The 26594-nt window shown below is 74.1% G+C and carries 25 protein-coding genes and 1 riboswitch; of the genes, 7 read left to right on the top strand and 18 right to left on the bottom strand.

What is annotated here, in order from left to right:
* The first annotated feature begins 126 nt into the window (after positions 1 to 126).
* Both ACZ3IG_RS06040 and ACZ3IG_RS06045 read left to right on the top strand, forming a co-directional pair.
* A complete protein-coding gene (locus ACZ3IG_RS06040) occupies positions 127 to 903 on the top strand; it encodes an SDR family NAD(P)-dependent oxidoreductase (protein WP_467429476.1) in 777 nt (258 codons plus the stop codon).
* Positions 904 to 1132: 229 nt separating this feature from the next.
* Entirely contained in the window at positions 1133 to 1867 is a 735-nt protein-coding gene (locus ACZ3IG_RS06045; RefSeq protein ID WP_467429477.1) for a L,D-transpeptidase family protein, read from the top strand.
* Here ACZ3IG_RS06045 and ACZ3IG_RS06050 read toward each other — a convergent pair.
* The 8 genes from ACZ3IG_RS06050 to ACZ3IG_RS06085 all read right to left on the bottom strand — a co-directional run bounded on the left by ACZ3IG_RS06050 (position 1836) and on the right by ACZ3IG_RS06085 (position 10084).
* Positions 1836 to 3068, bottom strand: a complete 1233-nt coding sequence (locus ACZ3IG_RS06050) for an MFS transporter (RefSeq protein WP_467429480.1) — start codon at positions 3066 to 3068, stop codon at positions 1836 to 1838. The two genes, ACZ3IG_RS06045 and ACZ3IG_RS06050, sit on opposite strands and share 32 nt — an antisense overlap.
* Before the next feature lie 5 nt (positions 3069 to 3073).
* The gene (locus ACZ3IG_RS06055) at positions 3074 to 3592 is read right to left on the bottom strand and encodes a GNAT family N-acetyltransferase (RefSeq protein ID WP_467429481.1); all 519 of its coding nucleotides are present in this window, start codon (positions 3590 to 3592) and stop codon (positions 3074 to 3076) included.
* Positions 3585 to 4775, bottom strand: a complete 1191-nt coding sequence (locus tag ACZ3IG_RS06060) for an alanine racemase (protein WP_467430506.1) — start codon at positions 4773 to 4775, stop codon at positions 3585 to 3587. The genes ACZ3IG_RS06055 and ACZ3IG_RS06060 overlap by 8 nt, the downstream gene beginning before the upstream one ends.
* Positions 4776 to 4780: 5 nt before the next feature.
* Positions 4781 to 6097, bottom strand: a complete 1317-nt coding sequence (locus tag ACZ3IG_RS06065) for a DUF6271 family protein (protein ID WP_467429483.1) — start codon at positions 6095 to 6097, stop codon at positions 4781 to 4783.
* Complete coding sequence (locus tag ACZ3IG_RS06070; RefSeq protein ID WP_467429485.1) at positions 6079 to 7146, bottom strand: phytanoyl-CoA dioxygenase family protein; 1068 nt, start codon at positions 7144 to 7146, stop codon at positions 6079 to 6081. The genes ACZ3IG_RS06065 and ACZ3IG_RS06070 overlap by 19 nt, the downstream gene beginning before the upstream one ends.
* Before the next feature lie 423 nt (positions 7147 to 7569).
* Positions 7570 to 8373, bottom strand: coding sequence for a siderophore-interacting protein (locus ACZ3IG_RS06075; protein ID WP_467429488.1), 804 nt, complete (start codon positions 8371 to 8373; stop codon positions 7570 to 7572).
* A 39-nt stretch (positions 8374 to 8412) separates the two neighbouring features.
* Entirely contained in the window at positions 8413 to 9300 is an 888-nt protein-coding gene (locus ACZ3IG_RS06080; protein WP_467429489.1) for a PDR/VanB family oxidoreductase, read from the bottom strand.
* Positions 9301 to 9454: 154 nt separating this feature from the next.
* Positions 9455 to 10084 carry an MSMEG_1061 family FMN-dependent PPOX-type flavoprotein gene (locus ACZ3IG_RS06085; protein WP_467429491.1) on the bottom strand — a complete coding sequence of 210 codons (630 nt, stop codon included), beginning with the start codon at positions 10082 to 10084 and terminating at the stop codon, positions 9455 to 9457.
* Between the two features lie 127 nt (positions 10085 to 10211).
* Between ACZ3IG_RS06085 and ACZ3IG_RS06090 the strand changes: the two genes are divergently transcribed.
* Positions 10212 to 10835 carry a TetR/AcrR family transcriptional regulator gene (locus ACZ3IG_RS06090; protein WP_467429493.1) on the top strand — a complete coding sequence of 208 codons (624 nt, stop codon included), beginning with the start codon at positions 10212 to 10214 and terminating at the stop codon, positions 10833 to 10835.
* A 3-nt stretch (positions 10836 to 10838) separates the two neighbouring features.
* On the opposite strand, the gene ACZ3IG_RS06095 is transcribed toward ACZ3IG_RS06090, so the two are convergent.
* The 7 genes from ACZ3IG_RS06095 to ACZ3IG_RS06125 all read right to left on the bottom strand — a co-directional run bounded on the left by ACZ3IG_RS06095 (position 10839) and on the right by ACZ3IG_RS06125 (position 18177).
* Positions 10839 to 11627 (bottom strand): ABC transporter ATP-binding protein, encoded by a 789-nt coding sequence (locus tag ACZ3IG_RS06095; RefSeq protein WP_467430509.1) that lies wholly within the window; start codon positions 11625 to 11627, stop codon positions 10839 to 10841.
* A 218-nt stretch (positions 11628 to 11845) separates the two neighbouring features.
* Complete coding sequence (locus ACZ3IG_RS06100; protein ID WP_467429495.1) at positions 11846 to 12862, bottom strand: FecCD family ABC transporter permease; 1017 nt, start codon at positions 12860 to 12862, stop codon at positions 11846 to 11848.
* Positions 12859 to 13905 (bottom strand): ABC transporter substrate-binding protein, encoded by a 1047-nt coding sequence (locus tag ACZ3IG_RS06105; protein WP_467429497.1) that lies wholly within the window; start codon positions 13903 to 13905, stop codon positions 12859 to 12861. Before ACZ3IG_RS06105 ends, ACZ3IG_RS06100 begins: the two co-directional genes overlap by 4 nt.
* A gap of 54 nt (positions 13906 to 13959) precedes the next feature.
* Positions 13960 to 14162: riboswitch (cobalamin riboswitch) on the bottom strand.
* Positions 14157 to 15260 (bottom strand): ACP S-malonyltransferase, encoded by a 1104-nt coding sequence (locus ACZ3IG_RS06110; protein ID WP_467429498.1) that lies wholly within the window; start codon positions 15258 to 15260, stop codon positions 14157 to 14159. Its footprint overlaps the riboswitch before it by 6 nt.
* Positions 15261 to 15307: 47 nt before the next feature.
* A complete protein-coding gene (locus ACZ3IG_RS06115; RefSeq protein WP_467429500.1) occupies positions 15308 to 16591 on the bottom strand; it encodes a beta-ketoacyl-[acyl-carrier-protein] synthase family protein in 1284 nt (427 codons plus the stop codon).
* A complete protein-coding gene (locus ACZ3IG_RS06120; protein ID WP_467429502.1) occupies positions 16588 to 16866 on the bottom strand; it encodes an acyl carrier protein in 279 nt (92 codons plus the stop codon). The genes ACZ3IG_RS06115 and ACZ3IG_RS06120 overlap by 4 nt, the downstream gene beginning before the upstream one ends.
* A 318-nt stretch (positions 16867 to 17184) precedes the next feature.
* Entirely contained in the window at positions 17185 to 18177 is a 993-nt protein-coding gene (locus tag ACZ3IG_RS06125; RefSeq protein ID WP_467429504.1) for a sporulation protein, read from the bottom strand.
* A gap of 299 nt (positions 18178 to 18476) precedes the next feature.
* On the opposite strand from ACZ3IG_RS06125, the gene ACZ3IG_RS06130 reads away from it, so the two are divergent.
* From ACZ3IG_RS06130 to ACZ3IG_RS06140, 3 genes are all read left to right on the top strand, one after another.
* Positions 18477 to 19112 carry a tellurite resistance TerB family protein gene (locus ACZ3IG_RS06130; RefSeq protein ID WP_467430510.1) on the top strand — a complete coding sequence of 212 codons (636 nt, stop codon included), beginning with the start codon at positions 18477 to 18479 and terminating at the stop codon, positions 19110 to 19112.
* A 100-nt stretch (positions 19113 to 19212) separates the two neighbouring features.
* Positions 19213 to 19716 (top strand): lamin tail domain-containing protein, encoded by a 504-nt coding sequence (locus ACZ3IG_RS06135; RefSeq protein WP_467429505.1) that lies wholly within the window; start codon positions 19213 to 19215, stop codon positions 19714 to 19716.
* A 269-nt stretch (positions 19717 to 19985) separates the two neighbouring features.
* Complete coding sequence (locus ACZ3IG_RS06140) at positions 19986 to 20780, top strand: CAP domain-containing protein (protein WP_467430512.1); 795 nt, start codon at positions 19986 to 19988, stop codon at positions 20778 to 20780.
* A 228-nt stretch (positions 20781 to 21008) separates the two neighbouring features.
* Here the strand turns inward: ACZ3IG_RS06140 and ACZ3IG_RS06145 are convergent, their stop codons facing one another.
* A complete protein-coding gene (locus tag ACZ3IG_RS06145) occupies positions 21009 to 21998 on the bottom strand; it encodes a MerR family transcriptional regulator (protein ID WP_467429506.1) in 990 nt (329 codons plus the stop codon).
* 93 nt (positions 21999 to 22091) lie between these two features.
* Between ACZ3IG_RS06145 and ACZ3IG_RS06150 the strand changes: the two genes are divergently transcribed.
* The gene (locus ACZ3IG_RS06150) at positions 22092 to 23693 is read left to right on the top strand and encodes an alpha/beta hydrolase family protein (protein ID WP_467429508.1); all 1602 of its coding nucleotides are present in this window, start codon (positions 22092 to 22094) and stop codon (positions 23691 to 23693) included.
* Positions 23694 to 23810: 117 nt separating this feature from the next.
* Here ACZ3IG_RS06150 and katG read toward each other — a convergent pair whose 3' ends face one another.
* Both katG and ACZ3IG_RS06160 read right to left on the bottom strand, forming a co-directional pair.
* On the bottom strand, positions 23811 to 26036 hold the full coding sequence (gene katG / locus ACZ3IG_RS06155; protein ID WP_467429509.1) for a catalase/peroxidase HPI: 2226 nt from the start codon (positions 26034 to 26036) through the stop codon (positions 23811 to 23813).
* Between the two features lie 37 nt (positions 26037 to 26073).
* Positions 26074 to 26505, bottom strand: a complete 432-nt coding sequence (locus ACZ3IG_RS06160) for a Fur family transcriptional regulator (protein ID WP_467429510.1) — start codon at positions 26503 to 26505, stop codon at positions 26074 to 26076.
* Positions 26506 to 26594 lie beyond the last annotated feature (89 nt).

A 26594-nucleotide genomic window follows, 5' to 3' on the forward strand; every position in this document is an offset into this window, starting at 1 on the left:
GGCCGTCCTGGCACCGGCGGTACCAGGACGGCGGGGGCGATGGCTGCCCGCGGGCGGCTGGGCCACCGTGGAGTCGGCCGCCCGCCGGAAGGCGCGGCCCCTCGCACCTCGTACACAGGAGCAGTCATGCGCAAGCTCGCACTCGTCACCGGCGCCTCGTCGGGCATCGGCCGGGCCTTCGCCCGGCGGCTGGCCGGACAGGGCCACGCCGTGGTGGCCGTCGGCCGCCGCGCCGACCGGCTGGAGGCGCTCGCCGCCGAGTTCCCCGGCGTCGAGGTCCGCCCCCTGGTCGCCGACCTGTCCACCGACGCGGGGGTGGACGCGGTCGCGGAGGTGTGTGCCACCGAGCCCCTGACGATGCTCGTCAACAACGCGGGCGTGGCCCACTACATGCCGCTCGCCGACCTGCCCGCGGCCAAGGCCCGGGAACTGGTGCAGGTCAAGGTGGCCGCCCCGACCCTGCTGACGCGCGCCGCCGTCCCCGGCATGCTGGCCCGCGGCGCGGGCGCGATCGTCAACGTGGCCGGCATGATCGCCTTCAGCGGCCCGGCCACGGCGTCCCAGCTGCCCCGGCGCGCGGTCTACGCCGGTGCGCTGGCCCATCTGGTCGCGATGTCCCAGGTGCTGGCCGCCGAGCTGTCCGGTACCGGGGTCGCGGTGCAGGTGCTGTGTCCCGGTGTGGTGGCGACGGAGTTCCACGAGCGGCAGGGCCTGGACCTGAGCACGGTGCCCCGGATGTCCGCCGAGGACGTGGTCACCGCCGGTCTGCGCGGCCTGGAGCTGGGGGAGACGGTCTGCGCCCCCGGTGTCGCGGACGCGAGTCTGCTCCAGCGGGTCTTCGACGCCGACCTCGCCGCGTTCGGCGCGCAGGGCGTCGAACTGGCCGGGCGGTACCGGTCCTGACCGGCCGGCAGGACGGTCCCGGCCTGCTCACCGGGTGCCACAGGCGGGTACCTCCTCCCGGTGCGGTGTCCGGCGGCCGGACGGGTGGCTCCGGTCCCGGCCGGGTGAAACTCTTCCCGCCACCGGGGCACCGTCTGCGCCGAACGGGGGAGGAGGGGCGGCCCGCGGGAAACCCGTACCGGAAGTGGTCAAGCAATGACCAGGTCCACGTACGGAGGCGGAGTTCGGTATGACGCTGAGGAAAGTGCTGGTGTGCGCGTTCGGCGCCGTGGTGTGCACCGGCCTGCTGGGAACCGGCTGTACCCCGGAGCCGCGCGGCTCCTCCTCGCAGAGCACGCCCGTGCCCGGTGCTCCTCCGGCGAGAGCCACCCCCCGCCCGCTCCCCGGGGTCGGGCCCGCCCTGCGCGACCGGGTCCCGGCCGCCTCCCGGCAGGCCGTGGTGGTGCGGGGCACGACGGAAGACGGCAACCGGGCCCGGGTCGTGCTGTACGAGCGGGACGCCGAGCACGGCTGGCGGGCCGTCGCCGGGCCGTGGCCGGCGCACAACGGGCTGCGCGGCTGGACCCGCGACCACGAGGCCGGGGACCTGCGCACCCCCATCGGCGTGTTCACGCTCAGCGACGCCGGGGGACGGCTGCCCGCCCCGTGGGCCCGGCTCCCCTACGACCAGGACCCGGACTTCTCCGCCGAGGGCACCGGACATCTCGGTGAGTCGCTGGAGGGCTCGTTCGACTACGTCGTCGCCATCGACTACAACCGGGTGCCCGGCACGACCCCGCTGGACAACACCCGGCCGCTGGGCGAGGACAAGGGCGGTGGGGTGTGGATCCACGTCGACCACGACGGGCCGACCAACGCCTGTGTCTCCCTGCGCGAGGAGCACATGCGGGTGCTGCTCAAGGCGCTGGACCCGGCCCGGAAACCGGTCGTCGTCATGGGACCCGAGGCGGCTCTGGAGGAGTGACCGCGACGGCTGCGGGGGCCGCGGCGCCCACCGGCTCCCAGCTGATCCGCGTACCGCACAGGGCCACCACGGCCGCCGACCCGGCGACGGCGCCCATGCCCCACGCCAGTGAGGCGGCGTCCGCGACGAAGCCGATGAGCGGCGGTCCGGCCAGCAGGCCGGTGGTGCCCATGGCGGCGACGAGGGTGAGCGCGTCCGAGCCCTGGCGGGCCGCCGCCGCGTACACGCACGGCGTCACGGCGGCGATGCCGAGGCCGACGCAGGCGAAGCCGACCAGGGCCGGCAGCACCCCGCCGCTCAGCAGGGCGCCGGTCAGGGCGGTGGCGGCCAGCGCGCTGCCGAGCAGGACGACCCGCCGGTCGCCCCAGCGGTCGCGCCAGCCGTCGGCGAAGAGCCGGGCGATCACCATGGCGCCCGACACCACGGCGATGCCGAGCGGCGCGAGCCCGGCCGACGCCCCGGCGACGTCCTTCAGGTAGAGGGCGGACCAGTCGTTCATCGCGCCCTCGGCGACCGTGCCGAAGACCATGGCGCAGCACATCCACAGGGTGAGCGCGGTGGGTACGGTCCAGCTCCGGCGGCGTTTGTCCGTCACGGGCGCGTCCGTCGCCTCGCCGCGCCCGTCGTGGATCTCATCCTCGTCCAGCAGTCCGGTGCGTGCGGTGGCGCCCAGGGCCAGCAGGAGGGCGACGGCCACGCCGAAGTGCGCGCCGACCGACTCGGTCAGCGTGGTCATGGCGGAGGCGACCAGGGCGGCGAGCAGTGATCCGGCGCTGAACGTGGCGTGCAGCCGGGCCATGGTGGTGCGCTCGAACCTGGCCTCCAGAGCCGCTCCCTGCGCGTTCATGGCGACGTTCAGACAGCCCACGAGCACGCCGTCGACGCACATGACCAGCAGGGCCACGTGGTAGTTCGGCGCCGCCGCCAGGGCGAGCAGGAGCAGGGCCAGACAGAGCTGGGAGAGCAGGGCGAGCCGCCGGGAGCCCAGGCGCCGCATCAGCCAGGCCACCAGCGGGAACGACACCGCCGCGCCGACGCCGGCGGCCATCAGCAGCACCCCGACCTCGGCCGTGCTCAGCCCCAGGTCCGCCTTCAGGGCCGGTATCCGCGCCGCCCAGGTGGCGTACTGGAACCCGAGGGAGCAGAACAGCGCGGCGGCTGCCAACTGGCCGCGGCGGTACGGGTCTTGGAGCAGGGGCATGCGGATCAGCTCACTTCACGCGGGGCCGGCACCGGCCGGGACATGTAGACGGCGTCGGGGCCGTAGCCGCCGGGCGGGGTGACGTCCGGGTGCGGTACGAAGCCGCGGGCCGTCCAGAACCGGTCGCTGCCGCCCACGGCGACCAGGGAGATCCGTTCGTCGCCGCGGAGGCGGGCGGTCCCGGCGAGCCGGCGCAGCAGGTGCCGCGCCAGTCCCCGGCGGCGCAGGGCGGGCGCGACGACGAGGTCGTGCAGGTGGAGGTTGCCGGGCGGCGCGGTGGCGGGCCGCCCGGTCCGGCCGAGGGCGGGGACGCTCAGCGCCGGGTACGGCAGGGCCAGCAGGTAGCCGGCCGTCCGGCCGCCGACGTCGAGGACGAAGCAGGTCTCCGGCGAGGCGGCCGCCCGGGACTGGAGCGCGGCCCGCCCCTCGGACAGGCCGAGCGGGGCGTAGGCGTCGCGCTCCAGTGCCGCGACGGCGTCCCAGTCGGCGTCGGCGATACGGCGGACCCGGACGGGTTCAGTCATCGGCGCCGCCGGTGACGGCGTAGGCCAGTGGGGGAAAGCCGTTGAAGCCGCGGGTGGTGTAGCTGAGGGCGTACGCGCCGCTGGACAGTACCCAGACGGGGTCGCCGGACGCCAGGTCCGCCGGCACCCGGACGTGCCCGTCCTCGTGGGAGTAGGCGTCGTCGCTGTCGCAGGTGGGTCCGGCGACCACGGCCGGGACGGTGGGGCCGCCGGTGCGGCCGGGGAAGACCAGCCGGTACTGGAGCGCGTCCATCTCGTAGAGACCGTTGAACTTGCCGCAGCTCAGGTACAGCCAGTACCGGTCCGTCCCGCCCGGTTCCCGGCGCCGGGCGAGCCGGGCGACGTGGGCGCGGACGGCGCCGTGGTCGGCGACGAGGTACCGGCCGGGTTCGACGACGAAGTCCAGGGGCCCGCCGTGGGCCCGGCGCAGGGTGTCCATGCCTTCCCGGAGGACCGCGAAGATCTTGTCCAGCGGCGGGTCGAGGGGGTGGCCGTGCCGGTCGAGGTAGCCCACCGCCGGGAGGCCGCCGCCGAGGTTGACGTGGTCGGGGGTGATGCCGCGCGGGCGCAGGGCGCGCAGCACCTCGGCGAGGTCCTCCACGGCGACGCGCCACGCCTCGGCCGTCATCTGCTGGGAGCCGACGTGCACGGAGAGGCCGGACGGCACCAGCCCCGCCTGTCGGGCCCGTTCCAGGACGCGGACCGCGTCTTGGGGCGCGCACCCGAACTTGTGGCCGAGGCCCCACACCGCGCCCTCTCCCCCGGCCGCCACCCGGCAGAAGACCCGGGCGCCGGGCGCGTGCGCGGCGAGCGCGGCCACGTCCTCCAGGCTGTCGGTGGCGAAGGTGCGGACGCCGAGCCGGTGGGCGGCGGCGATGTCGCGGTCGGACTTGACGGTGTTGCCGTAGTGGACGCGGCCGGCCGGCACACCCGCCCGCAGGGCCTGTTCGATCTCGGCGGGGCTCGCCGCGTCGGCTCCGGCGCCGGCCCGGGCCAGCGTGCCGATGACCTCGTCCACCGGGCACGCCTTCAGGGCGAACCTGACGTGGACGCCGGGCAGTTCGCGGCGCAGGGTGGCGTGGGCGCGGGCGATGTCGCCGAGGTCCAGGACGAGGCGGTCCGGGCCGGCGTCGGCGAGGGCCGCGGCGAGCGACGCGCTGAGCGCCGGGGCGGTCCTGGTCAGCGCGCTCACGCGGGCTGCCCGGGCGGTGCGGCCGGTTCGGTCGATCTGGCCGCGGACACCAGCGGTTCCCACGCCTCGGTCAGCAGCGCGAAGTCCGCCATGTCGTCACGGGCCTCGTCCAGGAGGCGTTCGCGGCGGGCGGCCACCAGGTCGGCCACGTCGGCGTACCGGCCGCCCAGGCGCCGGTAGGCGGCGTCGACCGCGTCCAGCCGCCGGATGTTCTCCGTCCGGTCGAGGCCCGTGCTCTCCCGGGCGAACGCCGCGATCCCGGCGGGACGTACCCGGCCGGTGTCGTCCAGCAGGGCGTCTCCGGCGTGTGCCATCCGGTCGTAGACGTGGTGGAAGTGGAGCATCGACAGCAGGAACTTGACGAAGCGCAGCTGATAGGCGCGGAAGCCGTCGTCGGTGCGGCGTTCGCCGGTGTGGTAGTTGACGATGTGCCGGTTGTGCAGGACGCCGGGCAGCCGGGCGTCGTGGACCAGGTGGATCAGGAAGTAGTCGCTGCCGATGGTGTCCCGGGCGGGTGGCAGCGGCACGCGTTCGTGCACGCCGTGGAAGGCGATGTTGCACATGTCGACGCGCATCGGGTCGACGAGGGTCAGCAGTGAGCGGTCCCCGGTGAACGGCTCGGTGCCCGCGCCCCGGAAGGACTCCTCGGCCAGTTCGTGCTTGCGTGCGGCGGACCAGTGGGCCGGTGCCCACAGGCCGACCACGTCGCGGTAGACGTCGGGGTCGGCCCGGCGCAGGTGGGCGAGGTCGACGGAGAGTTCGCCGACGAAGGAGCCGCCCACCATCGCCACCGTCCGCTCCGCGTACGCCGCCGGCAGGTCGGTGTCGGTGACCTCGGCTTGCCCGGCGGGTCTGCCCAGGGCGGCCAGTTCGTGGTGGACGGGGAAGACCGTACGGCCGTCCAGGCGCTGGTAGCGGCTGTCGGAGTCGCGGCGGTGGACGGACTCGCAGCCGAGCGCCGCGGCGATCAGGAAGGCGCGGTTCGTGCAGGCGCCGTAGGAGATGCCGTCGGGCAGGAGCAGGTCGAGGAGGAGGTCGGGTTTGGCGCTGCCGGAGCGGGTGACGACGCGGGTGAGGAAGGCGCGCTGGGCGGCCTCGTCGAGGTGGTGGACGGTGATGCGCGGGTGGGCGGGCAGGCGCCGGACGGCCGCGGTGTGGGCGGTGCGCACGGCGGGGTCGCAGGAGTCGAGGATCAGCACCTGGACTTCGACGTCGGTGTGCCGCTCGACGGCGTAGGCCGCCTCCGCGCCGAGGGCGGTGATGGTCTCGGGGCAGGCCCGGTTCGTGGGCAGGGTCAGGCAGACGCGGCGCATGCGGTGTCCCCGGTGGGCTGGTCGGTGTCGCTCCCGTCGTGCCAGGACTTCAGGCCGAGCAGGCGGGCGCCCAGGTCGTTCAGTTCGGCGGTCGGGTACCGCTCGGACTCGGGCCGGCAAGCGTCGCCGAGCAGGGTGGCGTTCCACTCGGGGGTGGCGAGGGTGCGCCAGGACTCGACGCGGGAGCGGCGCAGTTCCTCGTGCTCCTCCAGCGCGGGCATCATCGACAGGTACTGCACGGCGCGCACCCCGCCGCCCGAGGTGTTGGGGGCGACACCGTGGGCGAGCAGCCCGTTCCAGATCAGCAGGTCGCCGGCGCTCAGGTCGGGCCGTACGACGGGCAGTTCGGCGCGGTCGATGGCGGGCCGGATGGGGTCGCGGCCGGCGGGCTGGAGGGCCTTCCAGCTGTCGAAGCGGCGGAAGAGTTCGGGGCAGCACTGGAAGCCGCCGTGGTCCGGCTCGGTGTCGTTGAGGGCGATGATGCCCTGGACCCGCTGGGGCAGGACGCCGAGGGTGGTGTCGACGTCCCAGTGGAGTTCGATGTCGAAGCCGCGCTCGCGCCGCTCGATCAGGGCGCGGTCGCGGTTCTTGACGTTGGGCGGGTTGAGGTTGAGGCGGTCCAGCGTGACCCAGAGTTCCGCGCAGTCCCATACGTCGGCGAAGGCGTCGTAGACCCGCCGGCTCTGGCGGCTGTCCCAGATGAGCTGGTGGTGGTAGGCCTCGACGAAGCCGTAGACGTGCAGTTCGCGGTCGAGGTCGGAGCGGTAGGCGCGCTCCTCGTACCAGGTCTCCGGGCGGTCGGGGTCCAGGCCCTGGAACTCCCAGGCGAAGTCCAGCAGGCGCCGGGCGGACTCGGCGGGTATGGCCTGCTCGACGACGGTGTAGCCGTACGTCTGCCAGTGGGCGAACTGCTCCTCGGTCAGCACCCGCAGGGGGCGGGTCTTCTCCAGGTCGCGCAGTGGGGTGCGGGCGAGGTAGGTGTCCGCGTCCGCGCTGAAGTAGGGGATGTCCGAGGCGGCTCGGTACAGGTAGGGGTCGGGTGTGGCCATGTGGTGCTCCAAGTCGTCGCCGTCGCACCTGCCGTGGACGGCGGTCTGTGCGGAGGGCGTGCCACTGTGCGCACGCGGGAGGGGCTACGGGTTCCGCTCGGGGCCGGGTGGCGGAGCGGGGCGGGGCGGCGGACACCGGTCTCCTGTGCCACTCGCCGAACGAGGCCTCACAATGGACTAGACCAAGTAGCGGTGTCAACACCCTTGGAGCGGCGGCGCGTTGACCTCGATTCAAGAATTTCCCGTCGTCGCCCGACCCTTGACACACCTGGTCGGCCTGGGTGCATCGTGTTCCTGGTCTGTACCAATGAGCAGGGGGTGGCGTGGGTGTCGTGCCCGTCCACCGGAAGGCGCGGCCGGTGTCCTCCGGCGAGCGCGGCCTCCGGGGTGGCCGCGCCCTCCGGTGCCGGGCTCGGCCGGGGCTCAGCCGGGGCTGGGCCGGCCCTGGCGCCAGTAGCCGTGGAAGGCGATGTCCGACTTGGGCACGGCCCGGTCCCGCACCAGGTGACGGCGTACACCGGTGGCCAGCCGGGACTCCCCCGCCGCCCAGACGTACCCCCGGCCCGGCCGTGGCTCGGCGCGCCGCACCGCGTCGAGTGCAGCCGCGCCGGGCGCGGCGCCGTCGCGGGCCAGCCAGTGCACCGTGACGCCCTCGGGAACGGCGAGGTCCGTACGGAAGTCGGCCCTGTCCGGCACCTCCAGGAACACGTCCCCGGCGAGGGAGGCGGGCGCCCCGTCCAGGATGGCCAGGATCGCCGGCAGCGCGCTCTCGTCACCGACCAGCAACTGCCACGCGGCGCCCTCGGGCGGCAGGTAGGTGATGCCCATGTCGAATATGCCGGCCGGATCACCGGGCCGGGCGCCCCGCGCCCAGGCGGAGGCCGGGCTGTCGCCGTGCAGGGCGAACTCGATGTCCAGTTCCCCGAGTCCGGGCCGGATGCGGCGAATGGTGTAGTTGCGCACCCACGGCCTGCTCGCCTTCGGCATCAGCAGCACCTCGGCCATCCACGCCTCGCTGTCGCGGCGCGGCATCCGCAGGCGCTCCTGGCCCGCGCGGGGGAAGAACAGCCGTACGGTCTGGTCGTGTCCCATGGGTTCCAGGTGGGCCAGTTCGGGACCGCCGAGCGTGACGGTCAGGAAGGTGGGGCTCAGCCGCTCGGTCGCCCGCACCTCCAGCGTGATCATGCGCCGGGTCCGGGGCATGCGCGTCTTGGGCAGCAGACTCATCGCTGTCTCGCTCTCGTCGTGGTGGTTCGGCGGCAGGGCTCACAGGTCCACGACGAGCCGGGCCGACCGTGCGCGGGAGACGCACGGGTACATACGGCCCGCCGGGGCGCCGATGTCGTCGCGGTGATCGGGTTCGCCGTCCAGGACGGCGAGTTCACAGCTTCCGCAGACGCCCTCCCGGCAGCCGGCGGGCACCGTCCGGCCGCTGTGCGCCAGGGCGTCGAGCATCGGCTTTCCCTCCGGCACGTGCACGGTGCCGCCCGACCGGGCGCACACCACCTCGAAGGCGGTGTCGGGGCCGAACTCCCGCCGCAGCGGCCGGAACCGCTCCGCGTGCAGGCGCCCGGCGGGGAAGACGGCCTCGGCGGCGGACAGCAGGGGCGCGGGGCCGCAGCAGTAGACCAGGGTGCCGTCGTCCAGCTCCGCGGCCAGGGCGCGCAGGTCGGGCCTGCCCTGTTCCCGGGTGGCGACCAGGCGCACCCGGTCCCCGTACTCCGCGCGCAGGTCGTCGGCGAACGGCATGGTGTCCGTCGACGGTCCCACGTACACCAGCCGGGCGGGCACTCCGGCCGCCGTCGCCGCCCGCAGCATCGGCAGGACGGGGGTGATGCCGATGCCGCCGGCCAGGAAGAGGTAGCCCGGCGCGGGCAGCAGCGGGAAGTGGTTGCGCGGCGCCGACACCTCCAGGCCGCGCCCGGCGCGCAGGAAGCGGTGGATGTACTCCGATCCGCCCCGGCTGAGCCGGTCGAGGCGCACGGCGATCCGGTAGGCGTCCCGGTCGGCGGGGTCTCCGCACAGCGAGTACTGCCGGGTCAGCCAGTTGGGCAGGGAGACGTCGATGTGGGCGCCCGGCTCCCAGGGGGCGAGCGGGCGGCCTCCGGCGCCCTTGAGGGTGAGGGAGACGACGTCCCCGGTGAGGGGTGCCATGCGGTCGACGACGACGGTCTGCCGGGGCGGTGGGGACGGGGGCTGTGGTGACAGGGGCGATGGGGCCTGGGGTGGAGGGGCTTGGGGTGGTGGGGCTTGGGGTGGTGGTGTCACGGGGTGGTCTCCTTCGGCGAGGGGCGGTGTCCGGACCGGGTCAGTACAGCTCGCGGTAGCCCTCTTCGAGGCGGTTCTCGATGATCTCCGGGTCGATGTCGAGGCCGAGCTGCGCGACGGCGACCTCGCCGGCCGAGGGCATCTCGTCGGCGAGGGCCTGGGTGGCGGGGTCCCACAGGCGGGACCGGATGAGCGCGCGGCCGCAGTGGAAGTACACCTCGTCCACCTCGACCAGGAGGGCCAGCACCGGCCGCCTGGCCTCGGTCTCCATGCGGGCCAGGACGTCGGGCTCGTCGGTGGGCCGGGCGCGGCCGTTGACGCGCAGGGTCTCGCGCATACCGGGGACGAGGAAGAGCAGGCCGATGCCGTCGTTCTCGGCGAGGTTGCGGAAGGAGTCGGCGATCCGGTTGCCGGGGCGGTCGGGGATGGCGAGCGTCCGGTCGTCGAGGACCTTCACGAAGCCGGGGTAGTCGCCCCGGGGCGAGCAGTCGGCGCGGCCCCGGGCGTCGGCCGTGGCCATGGTGAGGAAGGGCGAGTGCGCGATGAACCGGCGAAAGCAGTCGTCGAGGCGGTCGGTCTTCTTCGCCGCGGTCATGGCGTCGGGTTCGCCGAGCCGGGCCCGGACCTCGTCCGGGGGAACGCTCCGGTAAGGGGTGGCGACATGCGTCATGAAGGGTCCTTCCCAGGAGGAGGATCGGCAGCCGTCCTTGACGGCTCCGCCGCAGGTCATGCCACTATTGTGAGCAATTACTCAGGTCGTTCGCCACTCGCTTTCGCGGGCCTGGCCAGGAGGTTCCATGACATCCGGCAAACGCGCCATCGCCCCACGTAAACAGCCCCGTCAGGTCCGCGCCGAGCTGACCCGGCAGCGCATCCTGGACGCGGCTGCTCACATTTTCGAGGAGTACGGCTACGCGGCGGGCACCACCAACCGGATCGCCGAACGGGCGCGGGTCTCGATCGGTTCGCTCTACCAGTACTACCCGAACAAGGACGCGATCCTGGTGGAGTTGGTGACCCGGCACCTGGAAGCCGGGGCGGCCAGTGTCGCCCGCTACCTGGCCGAGGGGCTGCCCGCATCGCTGGAGGACACCCTCCGGGTGTTCGTGCGGGCCGCCATCGAGAACCACGTCGACGATCCGCGGCTGCTGCGCATCATGGCCGAGGAGGCACCGCGGTCGCCGGAGCTGCTGGCGAAGGTGAACGACTACGAGGCAGAACGCTTCCGGCACACCCAGGAGTTGTTCGAGAACCACCCCGAGGTCCGGGTGGCCGACACCGAGGCCGCCGCCCGGCTCGCCGTGACCACGGTGGAGCTGGTGGTCCACAAGGTCTGCTCGGCTCCCGACCCGCTGGGCACCCGGCGTCTGGAGGACGAACTCGTCGCCATGCTCCACCGGTACCTCACCGGCCCGGAGTGAGCGTCAGGCCGGGGCCAGGGGCGGGGACAGCCGGCCGGTGCGGCGCAGGAAGCGGATGACCGGGCGGCCGTGGCCGCCGTCGGTTACCTCGGCGCGGACGCCGTAGACCCGTTCGATCAGGGAGGGGGTCAGGACGTCGCCCGGGGTGCCTTCGGCGACGGCCCGGCCCTCGCCGAGTACGAGGACGCGGTCGCAGTACATCGCCGCGAGGTTGAGGTCGTGCAGGGCGACGACCGTGGTGACGGGCAGGCTCACGACCAGTTCCAGCAGGTCGAGCTGGTGCTGGATGTCGAGGTGGTTGGTGGGTTCGTCCAGCAGCAGTTCGCGCGGTTCCTGCGCGAGGGCGCGGGCTATCTGGGCGCGCTGGCGTTCGCCGCCGGACAGGGTGTGCCAGGACTGGTCCGCCCGGTCGGTGAGGCCGGTGCGGTCGAGGGCGGCCGCGACGGCCCGGCCGTCCGCGGCCGATCCGGCCGCCCAGGGGCGGCGGTGCGGGATGCGGCCGAGGGCGACGACGTCGCGGACGGTCAGTTCGGTCTGGGTGTGGGCGTGCTGTTCGACGGTGGCGATTCGGCGGGCCGCGGTCCGGCGGCCGACGCCGGTCAGGGGCCTGCCGTCGAGGGTGACGACGCCTGCGGCGGGCTGGAGCACGCCCGCGAGCAGTCTGAGCAGAGTGGACTTTCCCGACCCGTTGGGGCCGAGCAGGCCGACCGTCTCGCCCGGGCGGGGGGCGAGGGTGACGCCGTCCACGACGAGCCGGCCGCCCGCGCGCCTGCCCACACGGTCGGCCCGCAGTCCTCCGGCTCCGGGAGCGGCCGTCCCGGAGCCGGCCGGCTCGCGAGTCGTCTCGGGACCGGCCGTCTCATGTGCCGTCCCGAAGCCGGCCGTCTCGCCGGCCGTTTCGGGACCGGCCGTTTCGGCACCGGCCGCTTCGGAACCAGCCGCTTCGGCACCGGCCGCTTCGAGGCCGATCGTCTCGCCGGCCGTCTCGGGGCCGACGGTCTCGGGCTCGTTCACGCCCGCCTCCGGCCCCGGTAGAGGACTGCCACGAAGGCGGGCACGCCGATGAGGGACGTCACCACTCCCACCGGGATCTCCTGCGGGTCGAGGACGGTACGGGCCAGGGTGTCCACCCACACCAGGAACACGGCCCCGGTCAGCACGGTGACCGGCAGCAGCCGGGCGTGGGCGGCGCCGGTCAGCACGCGGGTGGCGTGCGGCAGGACCAGCCCGACGAAGCCGATCGCCCCGGCGCAGCTGACCAGGGCGGCGGTGAGCAGGGCGGTGGCGCAGAGCAGGACGAGGCGGGTACGGGCCACGCGCACACCGAGGCTCGCGGCGGCCTCCTCGCCGAAGGTGAACGCGTCCAGGGTGGCGGAGTGGACCAGGCAGACCACGAGTACGGCGGCCAGCACCCCGGCGCACAGCAGCACCTCGGTCCAGCCGGCGCCGGTGAGCGAACCCAGCAGCCAGAACATCACGCCCCGGGTGGTCTCCGCGTCCGCCGAGGTCAGCACGGTGAACGAGGTGAGCGCGGAGAACAGCTGCATGGCGGCCACCCCGGACAGCACCACCCGGTCGACGCTGCCGCCGAGGCTGTGACTGAGCAGCAGGACCAGCCCGAAGGAGAACAGCGCGCCGAGGAACGCGCCGGCGGACAGCGACACCGCTCCCCCGCCCACGCCGAGCACGATCACGGCGACCGCCCCGGTCGAGGCCCCGGAGGAGACCCCCAGCACGAACGGGTCGGCCAGCGGATTGCGCAGCAGGGACTGCATGACCGCCCCGCACAGCGCGAGGCCGGCGCCGCACACCGCGGCCAGCGTCGTGCGCGGCATGCGCAGGTCCCACACGATGCCGTCGCGCAGCGGCGCGAGGTCGGTCCGGCCCAGCCCGAGGTGGGCGGCGACCGAGGCCCACACATCGGCGGTGGAGATGTCGGCCGGCCCGATGGTCACCGCGACGGCGACCGACACCGCCAGCGCGGCCAGTCCGGCCACGGTGAGCAAGGGGGTCCGTATGCCGGTCACTTGGCGAACCCGAGGTCCCGCAGGCCGGCCGCCACCTTCTCGATGCCCTCCACCGTGCGGATGGACGGGTTCATCGCCTGTCCGCTGAGCAGGACGTACCGCTTCTTCCGCACGGCTGTGAGATTGCGGGTGGCCGGGTTGGTCTCCAGGAACTCGATCTTGGCCTTGGCGGTCTCGGCGGTCTGGGACTCGCGGGTCAGGTCGCCGAGGACGATGACGTCGGGGTCGCGGTCGGCCACGGTCTCCCAGTTGATCTGGGGCCACTCGTCGTGGGTGTCGGAGAAGACGTTCCGCGCGCCGAGGGCGCGGGTGATGGCGCCGGGGGCGCCGCAGCATCCGGCGAGGTAGGGCGACTGGGAGTTGGCGAACCAGTACATGAGGGAGACGTCGGAGACCTGGAGGCCGTCGGTGGCCTCGCGGACCCGCGTCCTGAGCTGCCGCACCAGTCGGTCACCGCGCTCGTCCACACGGAAGGCGTGCGCCAGGTCGCGTATCTCGCCGTACACCGTGTCGAGGGTGAGCGGCGTACCGCGGGAGCCGTCGCCGCCGCTGTCGTTGTCCTTGCCCGCCTCGCAGTCGGACGGGGAGACATAGGTGGGCACGCCCAGTTTCTCGAACTGTTCACGGGTGGCGACACCGCCCGTGCCGAGTGTGGAGACGAACGAGGCGGTGACGAAGTCGGGTCCGGCGTCCAGGACCTTCTCGAAGGAGGGGGCGTTGTCGGCGAGCCGGGGCACCCGGGCGTTCGCCTTCTCCAGGCCCTTCATCACGGGGTCGGTCCAGGTCGCGGTGGCGACCAGGCGGTCCGCGAGCCCGAGGGAGAGGAGGATCTCGGTGCTGCCCTGGTTGAGGGAGACGGCGTGCCGCGGCGCCGACTCCAGGGTGACGCGGTGTCCGCAGTTCTCGATGGTGACCGGCCGGCCGGCGGACGGGGAGCCGTCCGTGGCCGTGTCCTCGCCGTCGGAGGTGCCGCAGGCGGTGAGCAGCAGGACGGAGGTGAGCAGCAAGGCCGCGGAACGGGGGACGGAACGGAACACGGGCATGCCTCGGGTGTCGGGGCTCTGGACGCGGAGCCTGGCCTACGGTCGCCCTCCGCACGGGGTGCGGAGGTGCCAGCAGGTCTTCGGACTCGGGTTCGTCCGGACGAGGCGCCTTCCCAGGACCGTTCCCGCCGTCGCGCGGTTCCCGTCCCAGTGGCGTCAGTGCCCCGCCCGTCCCCCTCACCGCTGCGCGTCAGTTCCGGATTCCCACCGGATTCCCTGACCACCGAGGTGGCGTGACTGGCCTCGGCAGACTACCAAGCACCCCGACCGGGGCGGTGCGGCGGGGCGACGGCGGTGAGACGCCGGCGTATCCGCTCGACGCCGGCGGGGGTGCGCAGCGGCGCGGCGGTGGCACAGCCGGGCAGGCCGGCCTTGACCAGGGCGCTGAGCAGGGCCCGGGGGCCGCTGTCGAGGTAGGTGGTGAAGCCTCCTTGGCGCAGGGCGCGCAGGGTGTGGTGCAGGGCCATGGGTTCGGTGAGGTGGGCGGCGGCCACGGTGCGCAGTTGGGCGGGGGTCCGCGCCCAGTGGCCGGCGGTGGTGTGCACGGCGAGGGCGGGGCGGGCGATCGGCTGGGCCCGCAGCAGACGGCGGAAGGAGCGGTGGACCTCCCCGAGCAGCGGATGGTGGAAGGCGGTGCGGCTGGTCAGCCGGGTCACCCGGTGCCCGTCGTCCAGCAGCGCCCGCTGGAGGCGGGCGAGCTGGCCGTCGGGACCGGCGAGGACCGTCTGGGCGGGCGCGTTGCGGGCGGCGATCCGTACCCGCTCCGTACCGCAGGTACGGATCAGGTCCGCCGCCCGGTCGGCGCCGGCGTCGGTGGCCACCATGCCGGCCGCCGGCAGTCCGGCGGTCCTCAGCAGCCGGTCCCGTACGCACAGCAGTTGGACGCCCTGGCGCACGGTGACGGCCCCGGCGACGGTGAGAGCCGCCAGGTCCCCGACGCTGTGGCCGAGGACCGCGTCGATCCAGGGGCCGGCGAGGTCGAGCAGGACGGTGGCGGCGGCGACCACCGCGGCGTAGGTGGCCAGGTCGAAGCCGAGCGGGTCCGCGCTCAGGAGTTCCTCGGGGCCCGGGGCGTCCGCCTCGGTGAGGAGCCGGCCGACCGGCACGGCGGCGGGGCCGCGGTCCGGCGCGTGCGCGTCCACGGTCGCCAGCACCTCGGCGACCGCGGGCACTTCGCGCAGGTGCCGCAGGGCGCCTGGGAGGTAGGCGCCCTGCCCGGGACACATCAGGACGGTGCGCGGCCGGTCCCCCGCCCGCGCCGGGGGGCCGTCGGCGCTCGCGGAGCGGGGATCGACGGGACTGGCGTCGACAGGGCCGGCATCGACGGGACGGGGGTCCACGGAACGGGGGCTCATGGCGCGGGGGTTGACGGGACGGTGGTCCGTGAGGCGTCGGTGGTGGCTCACGGGACGGTGGTGAAGGCCAGCGCGACGTTGTGCCCGCCGAAACCCATGCTCGTACTGACCGCCGCCAGCGGTCCGGCGGGCAGCGGTTCGGGACGGCGGCCGACCACGTTCAGACCGATCGCCGGGTCCACGCGTTCGAGGCTGCGGGTGGGCGGCGCCGTTCTGTCCCGCAGGGCGAGGACGGTGGTGACGGCCTCGATGGCTCCGGCGGCGCCCAGGGTGTGCCCGAGGGCCGCCTTGGTCGCGCTGACCGCCACGTCGTCCAGCACCTTCCCGAACGCCGTGTGCAGGGCCTGGGCCTCGCTGAGGTCGCCGACGGGCGTGGAGGTGGCGTGCGCGTTGATGTGCCGGACCTCCTCCGGTAAGAGACCGGCGTCGTCGAGGGCGGCGGTCACGGCGGCTGCGCAGCCCGTGCCGCCGGGCGCCGGCTGGGCGACGTGGTGGCTGTCGTTGGTGATGCCCGCCCCGGTCAGGCGGCCGTGCACCCGGGCACCGCGGGCCGCGGCGTGCCCGGCGCTCTCCACCACCAGCATGCCGGCGCCCTCCCCCATCACGAAGCCGTCGCGGTCGGCGTCGAACGGACGGGACGCCCGCTCGGGGTCGTCGCACCGCCGGGACAGGGCGCGCAGCCGGGCGAACCCGGCGAAGACCAGGGGGTGCAGGCCGGCCTCCGCGCCGCCCGCGATCACCACGTCGGCACGGTCCTCCCGGATCAGGGCGAGGGCCTGGGCGAGGGCCTCGGCACCGGACGCGCAGGCGCTGACCGGGGTGTGCACACCGGCCGTGGCGCCGACCATCAGGCCCACCTCGGCGGCGGCGTGGTTGGGCAGCATGACCGGGATGGCCCGGGGGCTGACCCGGCCGGGACCGCCGGCCTCCAGCCTGCGGTTCTGCTCCAGGATGCTGAGGAGCCCGCCCAGCCCCACACCGACGATGACGACGACCCGGGAGCCGCCTCCCGCCAGGGACGTCCCCTCCAGGCCGGCGTCGCGCAGCGCCTCCCGCGCCGCGACCAGGGCGAACTGCGCGGAACGGTCGCAGTGCGCGGCCTTGGCGGGCGACAGCTCCGAGCCGGGGTCCACGGCGGCGGGCGCCGCCGGATACACCTGGGGCGGGCCGTCCGGGGCACCGAGGTCGAGGCTCTCGACCCCGCAGGCGCCGTCCAGCAGGGCCGCCCAGGTGGACGGGACGTCACCGCCCAGGGCCGTGGTCATGCCCAGCCCCGTGACGACGGCGGCGGTCTCGTCACGGGCCCGCGCGGCCCGGTCCCGTGGGCTCACGCGGCGCCACCGGCCGGAGCGGGGGCCACGGAGAGAAGATGGTCGACGATCTCGCGGACCGTGGTCAGTCCCGCCGCGTCGTCCACCGGGACCTGGACCTGCCAGCGGTCCTCGATCGCGGCGATCAGTTCCAGCAGGGCCAGCGAGTCGACACCGAGGTCGTCCTTCAGGTCGCTGTCGAGGCCGACTTCCTCGACGGACACGTCCTCGACGGTGGCGGCCAGCAGTTCACGCAGTTCGTCGAAGAGCGCGCGGTCGTCGGCTGTGGGCGGCATGGGAGGTCCTCCTTGGTCGTGGCGTGCGGCGCGCCCGGGAACGGTCCGGTGGGCACCGTCCGTCCCGAGCGCTCCGACACGGCACCGGCGTCCGCCGGATGCACGCCGACAGCCTTTCCGACCGTCCCGAACGGTAAGCGCCGCTTCACGGAAGACCCCGGGGCAGCCGGAGCACGCCAGGGGCGCTCCACAACTGCCGTGCGAGCCACGTGCGTTCGGGCGCCCCATGGCGCGCTCAGGGTGAAGGGCGCCCCGTGCGTAAAGGGGCCGCCGAGCGCCCTTCAGTCCCTTCGTTCCGTCCGTCGCCGGCCGGTGGGCTCAGCCCTCGTCCTCCTCGTCCCCTTCGTCGTCGCCCTCGAAGAAGTCGCCGACCTCGTCGACGACTTCGGCCGCGACCATCCCGCCGACGACGCCCACGGCCAGGCCCGCGGCACCGGCGGCGACGGCGGTGCCGATGCCCGGGCCGGAGCGGTGACCGTCGTGGTGGCCGCCGTGGTGCTCCTCGTGCCCGTGGTGCCCGTACGAGGCGTGCGAACCGTAGGAGGCCCGGTGGTCGATCAGCTCCCGGATCCAGCCGTCGACCTCGGCGTTCCAGTCGCGCACGTCGTGGTGGCCGACGGTGAAGCGGGTGAGGGCGTCGTGCCCCTCGGTGAAGAACCCGCCGCGCTTGTCGGCCTCCAGGACGACCTCCAGGCCGCCGGGGTGGGCGAGGAAGGTCAGTTCGATCTCGTTGACCTGGTGGGCGTACCGCGGGGCCGGGACCAGCTCGATCTCCTGGTAGAACGGCAGCTGCTGCCCGGTGCCGCCGATCCGGCCGTACTCCAGGTCGGCGGAGCGGAAACCGAAGCCGAGCTGGCCGAGCGCCTCCAGGATCGCCTCCTGGGCGGGCAGCGGTGCCACGGTGAGCTGGTCCAGGTCGCCCTTGTCGCGGGCGCCCGCCACCGACAGTTCGGTGCGCACGCCGAGCACGATGCCCAGGCCCTGCCCGTACAGCTCGGTGACCGGGGTCTCCCACGGCAGCGGCACGCTGAACGGCACGGCGCGCTCCTCGCCCTCGGCGAGCCGGAATCCGCCGCCGACGAGGAACCGGTCGAAGACGACCGCGCCCTCGCTCTCGCCCTCGGCGTGCTCGGCCTCGACCCGCGCCACCAGTTCCAGCGCGATGTGCTCGACGTCGAAGTCGGCGGTGCCGCCCTTGAGCCGGACCTCACCGGTGAGCGCCGCACCGGGGCGGGCAGCGCCCGGGGCGAGGACCGTGTCGACCGTGGGTCCGCCCACGCCGAGCGAGCCGAGCAGTCGTTTGAACACCATCGTGGCGTCCACTCCTTCATGAGACAGGTGTTTCTACGTGCATGTAGAAGAGTAGAGGCAGAAGGGCGGTCGCCGGCACGCGAGTTGGGCCCGTGTCCCGTGCGGCCGTCCCGGTGGCGGAACGCCGGCGGTTTTGCTTTTCCTTTGCCCACGGGAACCGCGTGCCGTCCGGAGACGTTTGATCGGATGGGCACGCAGTAGCGTGCTCGACGGCATGCGCACAGCACGCCTCGCACGAACAGCAGACCTCGTGCGACAGCAGACGTACACGACAGCGGCAGAAGGTGGCACCAGTGGCGATGTGGGACCGGATCAAGGACCAGGCCAAGAACCTCCAGCAGTCCCAGAGCGCGCGCGGCACAGGCAGTGGCCACGGCCAGGGGCAGAGCCCGTACGGCGGTCAGGGGCAGAGCCCGTACGGCGGTCAGGGGCAGGGCGCCCACGGTGCTCACGGCCAGGGTCAGGGTCACGGCTCGGGGTCGTCCTCCGGCGGCACCAAGGCGCAGCTCATCGGTCTGTTCAAGTCGCAGCTGGCGTCGGTCAAGACGGAGCTGAAGAGCGGTGCCTACCGGGACGCGAGCATGGCGATGTGCGCGCTGGTGGCCGCGGCGGACGGACAGGTGGAGCCGGCCGAGCGGCAGCGGGTGGAGGAGCTGATCGTCACCAACGACGTTCTGCAGAACTTCCCCGCCGACCAGCTCCGCCAGCGGTTCAACCAGCATGTGGACCGGCTGCTCACCGACTTCCACGCGGGCAAGGCGGAGGCTCTCCAGGTGATCGCCAAGGCCGCCAAGAAGCCCGCCGAGGCCCGCGCGGTCATCCAGACCGGCATCGTGGTCGCCGGGGCGGACGGCGTCTTCGAACCGGCCGAGCAGCAGGCCGTCCGCGAGGCGTGCACCGCCCTCGGCCTGCCGCCGACCGAGTTCGCCGTCTGAGCGGACCCGGCACACACTTTCTTCACCTCTCCGTCACCTCCGCGTCACCCCCTCGGTATGCTCCGGTCGTTCCGTTCGCTCCACTGAGGGGGATTTCCTCATGCGTATACGCCCTGCCCTGACGGCGACCGCCGCCGTCGCCGCGGTCGGCACCCTCGGCCTCGCCGCCGCCGTACCGGCCCAGGCTGCCGAGTACTCCTCGGCGCTGAAGGTCGAGGGGATCCAGTACGACGCTCCCGGCAAGGACTCCAACAAATGCTCCGGGGGCAACACGAAGAACGAGTACCTGACGATCAGGAACTACTCGCGCACGAAGACCGTGAACCTGAAGGGGTACCTGGTCAAGGACGGCGCGGGCAACAAGTTCACGTTCAAGACGACGCACAAGCTGGAGCCCGGCGACTCGGTGAAGCTGCGCGGCGGGCGCGGCACCGACTCCGACGCCAAGAACGTCGTCTACCGGCAGAACTGCAACTTCATGTGGAACAACGACAAGGACACGATCTACCTGGTCAAGCCCACCGGCAGCCGGGCAGACGTCCACTCGTACACCAAGAAGGCCGATGACCGGGACGGCAACGGCTACATCACGTACCACGGCTGACGCGGCGGCCCGGTCCGGGCCCGGTTCCTCAAGGGAGTCCGATCGCTTCCTCAAGGCTTCCTGAAGTCGGCCTTCCGGGGCCCGTGTTCCGTACCGGGCCGCCCTAGGCTCTCGGCACCCCCCACACAGTCCCGGTGGCCGCGGTCGCGTCCGCCGGGCCCTGTCCGCCGATCGACCAGCCGAGGTGCACCGCGCATGGGTTCCCGCCGAGCCGTCCGTCCCGCTCCCACGCCCGCCCGTCCGGGGGACGACGGGCGCGCGGCACCGCTCTGGTGCTCGGCGCCGTCACCGTCACGGCCGGCGTCGGGATCACGCTGGTGACCGTCGGGGGCGAGGACGACGGACGGTCGGACCACGTCGCCGCGAGCGCCGCCGACGGCTCCACCGCCGCCGCCGACCCGACGAGCACGTCGTCCACCGCGTCGCCGTCGGCCACCGCGAGCGCCTCGGTGAGCCCCTCGCCGAGTAAGAGCGCCACCCCCTCCGCGGCGAAGAAGAAGGCGAGCCCGGCCAGGACGGCCGAGCCCGCCGCCGAGACGTCCTCCCGGGCGGCGACGGGCGGCGGCACCGGCGACCGGCCGTCCGTCAGTGGTGGCAGCGGCGACACGGGTACGGACTCGCGGGCGGGTTCGGGGCCGGGTTCGGACGCCGACACGGGGGCGGGCACCGCGTCCGTCTCCGGCGGTCCCGAGGCGCGGGTCCTCGCGCTGGCCAACGGGGAACGGGCGGCGGCCGGATGCTCCCCGCTCACCGAGAACGCCCGGCTGACCGAGGCCGCGGACGACTACAGCGACGTGATGGCCGCGAGCGGCGTGATGTCCCACACCGGTCCCGACGGCTCCACGATGGCCTCCCGCGTCGAGGCGACCGGATACCAGTGGTCGGCGCTGGGCGAGAACATCGCGCGCGGCCAGGCCGACGCCGAGGCCGTGACGGATGCCTGGATGAACAGCTCCGGTCACCGCGCGAACATACTCGACTGCGACTTCGAGGAGATGGGCATCGGCGTCCACACCGGTGACGGCGGCCCCTGGTGGACGCAGGACTTCGGCGCCGGCCGCTGACCCGGCGCCTCCTCGGCCCCCGCCCACCACGGCGAGCGACACCCGTACCCGCGCGCCGCCCAGCGGTGCCCCGGCCGATCGCCGGCCCCCGTCCGTGGCCCGGACGGCCCGCGCCACGACGTCCAGGCCGAGCCCCGTGGAACGCCCGTGGAACACCCACGCCGACGCCCCGGATGAGCGCCGCCCCGGAGTCCGCGGCACCCGGGCCGGCGCCGTCGCCGGGGCGGCTCAGGCCGCCGTGCCGGCCGTCTGGCCGGTCAGCGCCGTGAGCAGCCAGTCGTGCGCGGAGCCCGGGGTCGGTTCCGGACGGGCGCCCGGTGCGGTGATCACCTCGGTGACCAGGTCCCAGTAGCGGTCGATGCGCGGGTCGGCCGTGAGCTGCCCGGCCAGCAGGCGGCGGAAGCCCGGGGTGTCCCGGGTGCCGTACGCGGCCGTGTACGCGCTGACGAAGCAGTCCAGTGCCTCACCCGGACGCGGCGCGTGGTCCCGGCGCAGGTGCACCCCGGCCAGGTCGTACGCCTCGGCCAGGGCCGCGTACAGGACGGCCGCGCCGCGGGCGCCCGCCGTGCGGTGTGCCTCGGGCTGGGGCCGGGCGGAGGGCGTACACGGGGCGGTGGTCAGGGCGTTGAGCCGGGCGAACGCCAGTACCTGCGCCGGTGCCGGGTCGTCGGGCGGCTGCGGGACCGCCGCCTCCAGGAAGGCGGTGACGGAACGCGGCGGCATCCGCGGCGGCAGCCAGCCACGCCAGAAACGGGCCAGCGGCGCGGTGCTCGGCGGGGCGGTCACCGCGCCGACCAGGCGGAGCCGGTCGGCCCGTTCGTCCGGCGGGCACTCCTGGACCAGCCGCAGCGCCGCCTCCCGCCAGCGCAACGCCATGAGCTGGGAGCCCAGGGAGCGCAGGTGCCCGGCGACGGCGCCCTCCAGCACGCGGCCCGCGTCGCCTTCGTCCCCCTCGTCGAGGACGCGGCGGATCTCGGGGACGCCGAGGCCGAGGGAGCGCAGGGAGCGGATCAGCCGTAGCCGGTCGAGTGCCTCGGCACCGTAGCGGCGGTGGCCGCCCAAGGTGCGGGAGGTCTCCGGCAGCAGGCCGCGGTCGGAGTAGAAGCGGACGGTCTTGACGGTGACGCCCGCCCGCTCGGCCAGTTCGCCGATGCCGAGCCGACCGTCGGGCGCGCGGTCGTGCGCGCTGCCGTGCGGGCCGTCGTGCGGTGCGAGCACTTGAACCTCCCTCTGGGGGAGTTTCTACGGTACCGGCGAGCGCGGGCCGGTCAGCGGCCGGACCGCGGTGTCACCACTGCCGAGGAGAGGGTCATGACCGTATTCGTTCTGGTGCCGGGCTGGTTCACCGGCGCGTGGGTGTGGGAGGAGACGGCCGCGCGGCTGGCCGAGGCGGGCGCCGAGGCCCGTCCGGTGGCCCTGACCGGGCTCGACGGGCCACCAGGCGTCGGCGGTGCCGGCGATGTCGGCGGTGTCGGCGGTGTCGACCTGGAGACGCACATCGCGGACGTCCTCGCGGTGATCGACTCGGTCGGAGCCGGGTCCGGCGGGTCCGGCGGGTCCGGCGGGTCCGGCGGGTCCGGCGGGTCCGGCGGGTCCGGCCGGGAGATCGTGCTCGTCGGTCACGACTACGGCATCCATCCGGCGCTGGGGGCCGCCGCCCGGCGCGTCGAACGGGTCGCGCGGGTCGTGTACCTGGACGCGGGGATGCCGCGGGACGGGGTGCCGGCGCTGGCCGCGGTGCCCGACCCGGCGCTGCGGGAGAAGGCGGCTGCGCGGGGGACGGAAGCAGGGGACGGCTTCGAGGGGGTGCTGCTGCCGCCGGGCCGGGACGAGTGGCCGCGCTGGGGCAGTACCGCCGGCGTCCCGGACGCCGTGCTGGAGCGGCTCACCGCGCGCGCCGCGCCGCAGCCCCTGGGCACGCTGCTCCAGCCGCTGCGGCTGACCGCGGCGGTGGCCTCGGTGCCCGCCACCGGAGTGCTGTGCACCGGCAACGGGGCGGGCATCGGGATGCTCCAGCTCCAGGTCGACTTCGGTGACCCCGCGCTGGGCGCCCTGGCCGAAGCGGGGGTGCCGTTCTTCGAACTGCCCACCGGGCACTGGCCGATGCTGTCCTGCCCCGCCGAACTGGCCCGGGTCCTGCTGCGGGCCGCGGCCGGCGGGGGACACCGGCTCGCCCCGTTCGACGCCGCACGGCCGCCCGCGCATCTGCGGCCGTTCCCCTTGGACGTCCCGGAGCGGGAGCGCGAGCGGACCGGGCACGTCGATCTGTACCCGCCGGACGCCGAAGGCCCGCGCCCCGCGGTGCTGTTCGTGCACGGCGGTCCGCTGCCCGCCGGTGCGCGGCCGGGGCCGCGGGACTGGCCGCTGTTCCAGGGGTACGCCGGGTACGCCGCCGCCCGGGGCGTGGTGGCCGCCACCGTCGAGCACCGGCTGCACGGGATCGCCGACTACCCGGCCGCCGCCGCCGACGTGGCCGCGGCGGTGGAGGCGGTGCGGGCCGATCCACGGGTGGACCCGGACCGGGTGGCGCTGTGGTTCTTCTCCGGCGGCGGGCCGCTCGCGGCGGAGTGGCTGAGCGCTCCCCCGCCCTGGCTGCGCTGTCTGGCCGCCACGTACCCGATCCTCGCCCCGCTGCCGAACTGGGGCCTGCCCGGCGGCCGTTTCCGTCCGGCCGAGGCGGTGGCGGGCGCGGGCGGACTGCCCGTGGTCCTGACCCGGGTCGGGCTGGAGCTGCCCGAGATCGCCGCCACCGTCGAGGAGTTCCTCACCGCGGCCCGGGCGGCCGGGACCGACGTCGAGGTGATCGACGTACCGCACGGACACCACGGGTTCGAGACCCTCGATCTGACCGAGGAGTCACGCGCGGCGGTGCGGCGCGCGGCGCGGGCGGTGCTCGGCCATCTGACCGGGTGACGGGCGCCCCGCCGCGGCGGTGCCGGGCGGGGCGCCCCCGGTCCCTCCTGGACCAGGCCGGCCTCTCCGGGACCGGAGCAGGCCGGCCTTTTCGGGGCGAGGCCGGTCCCTCCGGGGTCAGACCAGGTCGAACCGGTCCAGGTTCATGACCTTGACCCACGCGGCGACGAAGTCGCGCACGAACTTCTCCTTGGCGTCGTCGCTCGCGTACACCTCGGCGAGCGCCCGCAGTTCGGAGTTGGAGCCGAAGACGAGGTCGGCGCGGCTGCCCGCCCACTTGACCTCGCCGGTGGCGGCGTCCCGGCCCTCGAAGGTGGTCTGGTCCTCGGACGTCGCCTTCCACGTCGTGCCCAGGTCGAGCAGGTTGACGAAGAAGTCGTTGGTCAGGGCCCCGGGGGTCGTGGTGAGGACACCGAGCCGGGACTGCTGGTGGCTCACGCCGAGCACGCGCAGACCGCCGACGAGGACCGTCATCTCCGGGGCGCTGAGGGTCAGCAGGCTGGCCCGGTCGAGCAGCAGGTACTCGGCGGGCAGCCGGTTGCCCTTGCCCAGGTAGTTGCGGAACCCGTCGGCGGTCGGCTCCAGCGCGGCGAACGACTCGGCGTCCGTCTCCTCCTGCGAGGCGTCCACCCGGCCCGGGGCGAACGAGACCTCGATCTGGAAGCCCGCCTCCTTGGCGGCCCGTTCGACGGCTGCCGAGCCGCCGAGGACGATCAGGTCGGCCAGCGACACCTGCCGGGTGCTGCCCGCGTTGAAGTCCCGCTGGACGCTCTCCAGCGTGCTCAGCACGGTGGCGAGCCGGTCGGGCTCGTTGACCTCCCAGGTGCGCTGCGGCTCCAGGCGGACGCGGGCGCCGTTGGCGCCGCCGCGCTTGTCGCTGCCGCGGAAGGTGGACGCCGACGCCCAGGCGGTGAAGACCAGGTCGGAGACGGTCAGGCCGGAGTCGAGGAGTTTCGTCTTGAGGACCTCGACGTCGGCGGCGCCGATCGGCTCGCCCTCGGCCTCCGGCAGCGGGTCCTGCCACAGCAGCGTCTCCTGGGGGACCTCGGGGCCGAGGAAGAGGGACTTCGGGCCCATGTCGCGGTGGGTCAGCTTGTACCAGGCGCGGGCGAAGGCGGCCTGGAACTCCTCGGGGTTCTCGTGGAAGCGGCGGGAGATCGGCTCGTAGACCGGGTCGAAACGGAGCGCCAGGTCGGTGGTGAGCATGTTCGGCGCGATCTTCTTGGTGGCGTCGTGGGCGTGCGGGACCGTGCCCTCGCCCGCGCCGTCCTTCGGCTTCCACTGGTGGGCGCCCGCCGGGCTCTTGGTCAGTTCCCACTCGTAGCCGAAGAGGTTGTCGAAGAAGCCGTTGCTCCACCGGGTGGGCGTCGAGGTCCAGGTGACCTCCAGGCCGGAGGTGATGGCGTCCGCGCCCTTGCCGGTGCCGTAGGTGCTGCGCCAGCCCAGGCCCTGCTCCTCCATGGAGGCGGCCTCGGGGTCGGCGCCGACGGCGTCCGCCGGCCCGGCGCCGTGGGTCTTGCCGAAGGTGTGGCCGCCGGCGATCAGTGCGACGGTCTCCTCGTCGTTCATCGCCATCCGGCCGAACGTCTCACGGATGTCGCGGGCCGCGGCCAGCGGGTCCGGGGTGCCGTTGGGGCCCTCGGGGTTGACGTAGATCAGGCCCATCTGGACAGCGCCGAGCGGGTTCTCCAGCTCGCGGTCGCCGGTGTAGCGCCGGTCGTCGAGCCAGGTGGTCTCGGGGCCCCAGTACACGTCTTCCTCGGGCTCCCAGACGTCCTCGCGTCCGCCGCCGAAGCCGAAGGTCTTGACGCCCATCGACTCCAGGGCGACGTTGCCCGCGAGGATCAGCAGGTCGGCCCAGGACAGGCTCTGGCCGTACTTCTTCTTCACCGGCCACAGCAGACGGCGGGCCTTGTCCAGGTTGGCGTTGTCCGGCCAGCTGTTGAGGGGGGCGAAGCGCTGCTGGCCGGCGCCGGCGCCGCCGCGGCCGTCGCTGATCCGGTAGGTGCCCGCGCTGTGCCACGCCATCCGGATGATGAACGGGCCGTAGTGGCCGAAGTCGGCGGGCCACCAGTCCTGCGAGGTGGTCAGTACGTCGGCGATGTCCCGTTTGACGGCCGGCAGGTCCAGGCTCTTGAACGCCTCGGCGTAGTCGAAGTCCGGGTCGAGCGGGTTGGACACCGGGGGGTTCTTCGCGAGGATCTTCACATTGAGCCGCTCCGGCCACCACTGGCGGTTCCCGCCGCCCTGCGTCGGGTGGGCGGCGCGCCCGTGCGCGACCGGGCAGCCGCCTTCACCCTCGGCCTTCGGGTCGGTGACGATCGCGTCGTGGTTCTCGGTCATGGGGGTCCTTCCGGGCATGGATCTCGGTGCTCAGGAATCACTCATGGGAGGAACAGGCGGGGCACAGGCCCCAGTAGGTGACCTCGGCCTCGTCGACCGTGAAACCGTGGTCGTCGGAGGCTGTCAGACAGGGTGCGTGGCCGACCGCGCAGTCCACGTCGGCGACGGCGCCGCACGCACGGCACACCACGTGGTGGTGGTTGTCGCCGACCCGCCCCTCGAAGCGGGCCGGGCTGCCGGCCGGTTCGACGCGGCGGACCAGTCCGGCCCTGGTGAGCGCGTGCAGTGCTTCGTACACGGCCGGTACGGAGATGTGGCCCACGCGGTCGCGCACTCCGGCGGTGATGGCCTCGACGTCGAGGTGGTCGCCGTGGCGGACCGTTTCGAGCAGCGCGACGCGAGCGGCCGTCACCCGCAGACCGGCGCCGCGCAGTTCCTCGGCGGTGGTCGGGGGCCGGGAGGCGGTCATGCCGGTGAACCTACGCCCCAAACCTGAACTGTTGAAGAGAACGAACGGTTCAAGTTCGGTTGCGCGCAGGGGGATTGCCGGTGCCCTCC

This window comes from Streptomyces sp. NPDC016677 (assembly GCF_055562815.1).

Bases quoted from the DNA above. Each gene is read 5' to 3' on its own strand.
- ACZ3IG_RS06040 (WP_467429476.1), top strand. From the start codon at position 127: ATGCGCAAGCTCGCACTCGTCACCGGCGCCTCGTCGGGCATCGGCCGG.
- ACZ3IG_RS06045 (WP_467429477.1), top strand. From the start codon at position 1,133: ATGACGCTGAGGAAAGTGCTGGTGTGCGCGTTCGGCGCCGTGGTGTGC.
- ACZ3IG_RS06050 (WP_467429480.1), bottom strand. From the start codon at position 3,068: ATGCCCCTGCTCCAAGACCCGTACCGCCGCGGCCAGTTGGCAGCCGCC.
- ACZ3IG_RS06055 (WP_467429481.1), bottom strand. From the start codon at position 3,592: ATGACTGAACCCGTCCGGGTCCGCCGTATCGCCGACGCCGACTGGGAC.
- ACZ3IG_RS06065 (WP_467429483.1), bottom strand. From the start codon at position 6,097: ATGCGCCGCGTCTGCCTGACCCTGCCCACGAACCGGGCCTGCCCCGAG.
- ACZ3IG_RS06070 (WP_467429485.1), bottom strand. From the start codon at position 7,146: ATGGCCACACCCGACCCCTACCTGTACCGAGCCGCCTCGGACATCCCC.
- ACZ3IG_RS06075 (WP_467429488.1), bottom strand. From the start codon at position 8,373: ATGAGTCTGCTGCCCAAGACGCGCATGCCCCGGACCCGGCGCATGATC.
- ACZ3IG_RS06080 (WP_467429489.1), bottom strand. From the start codon at position 9,300: ATGGCACCCCTCACCGGGGACGTCGTCTCCCTCACCCTCAAGGGCGCC.
- ACZ3IG_RS06085 (WP_467429491.1), bottom strand. From the start codon at position 10,084: ATGACGCATGTCGCCACCCCTTACCGGAGCGTTCCCCCGGACGAGGTC.
- ACZ3IG_RS06090 (WP_467429493.1), top strand. From the start codon at position 10,212: ATGACATCCGGCAAACGCGCCATCGCCCCACGTAAACAGCCCCGTCAG.
- ACZ3IG_RS06105 (WP_467429497.1), bottom strand. From the start codon at position 13,905: ATGCCCGTGTTCCGTTCCGTCCCCCGTTCCGCGGCCTTGCTGCTCACC.
- ACZ3IG_RS06110 (WP_467429498.1), bottom strand. From the start codon at position 15,260: ATGAGCCCCCGTTCCGTGGACCCCCGTCCCGTCGATGCCGGCCCTGTC.
- ACZ3IG_RS06120 (WP_467429502.1), bottom strand. From the start codon at position 16,866: ATGCCGCCCACAGCCGACGACCGCGCGCTCTTCGACGAACTGCGTGAA.
- ACZ3IG_RS06125 (WP_467429504.1), bottom strand. From the start codon at position 18,177: ATGGTGTTCAAACGACTGCTCGGCTCGCTCGGCGTGGGCGGACCCACG.
- ACZ3IG_RS06130 (WP_467430510.1), top strand. From the start codon at position 18,477: ATGTGGGACCGGATCAAGGACCAGGCCAAGAACCTCCAGCAGTCCCAG.
- ACZ3IG_RS06135 (WP_467429505.1), top strand. From the start codon at position 19,213: ATGCGTATACGCCCTGCCCTGACGGCGACCGCCGCCGTCGCCGCGGTC.
- ACZ3IG_RS06150 (WP_467429508.1), top strand. From the start codon at position 22,092: ATGACCGTATTCGTTCTGGTGCCGGGCTGGTTCACCGGCGCGTGGGTG.
- katG (WP_467429509.1), bottom strand. From the start codon at position 26,036: ATGACCGAGAACCACGACGCGATCGTCACCGACCCGAAGGCCGAGGGT.
- ACZ3IG_RS06160 (WP_467429510.1), bottom strand. From the start codon at position 26,505: ATGACCGCCTCCCGGCCCCCGACCACCGCCGAGGAACTGCGCGGCGCC.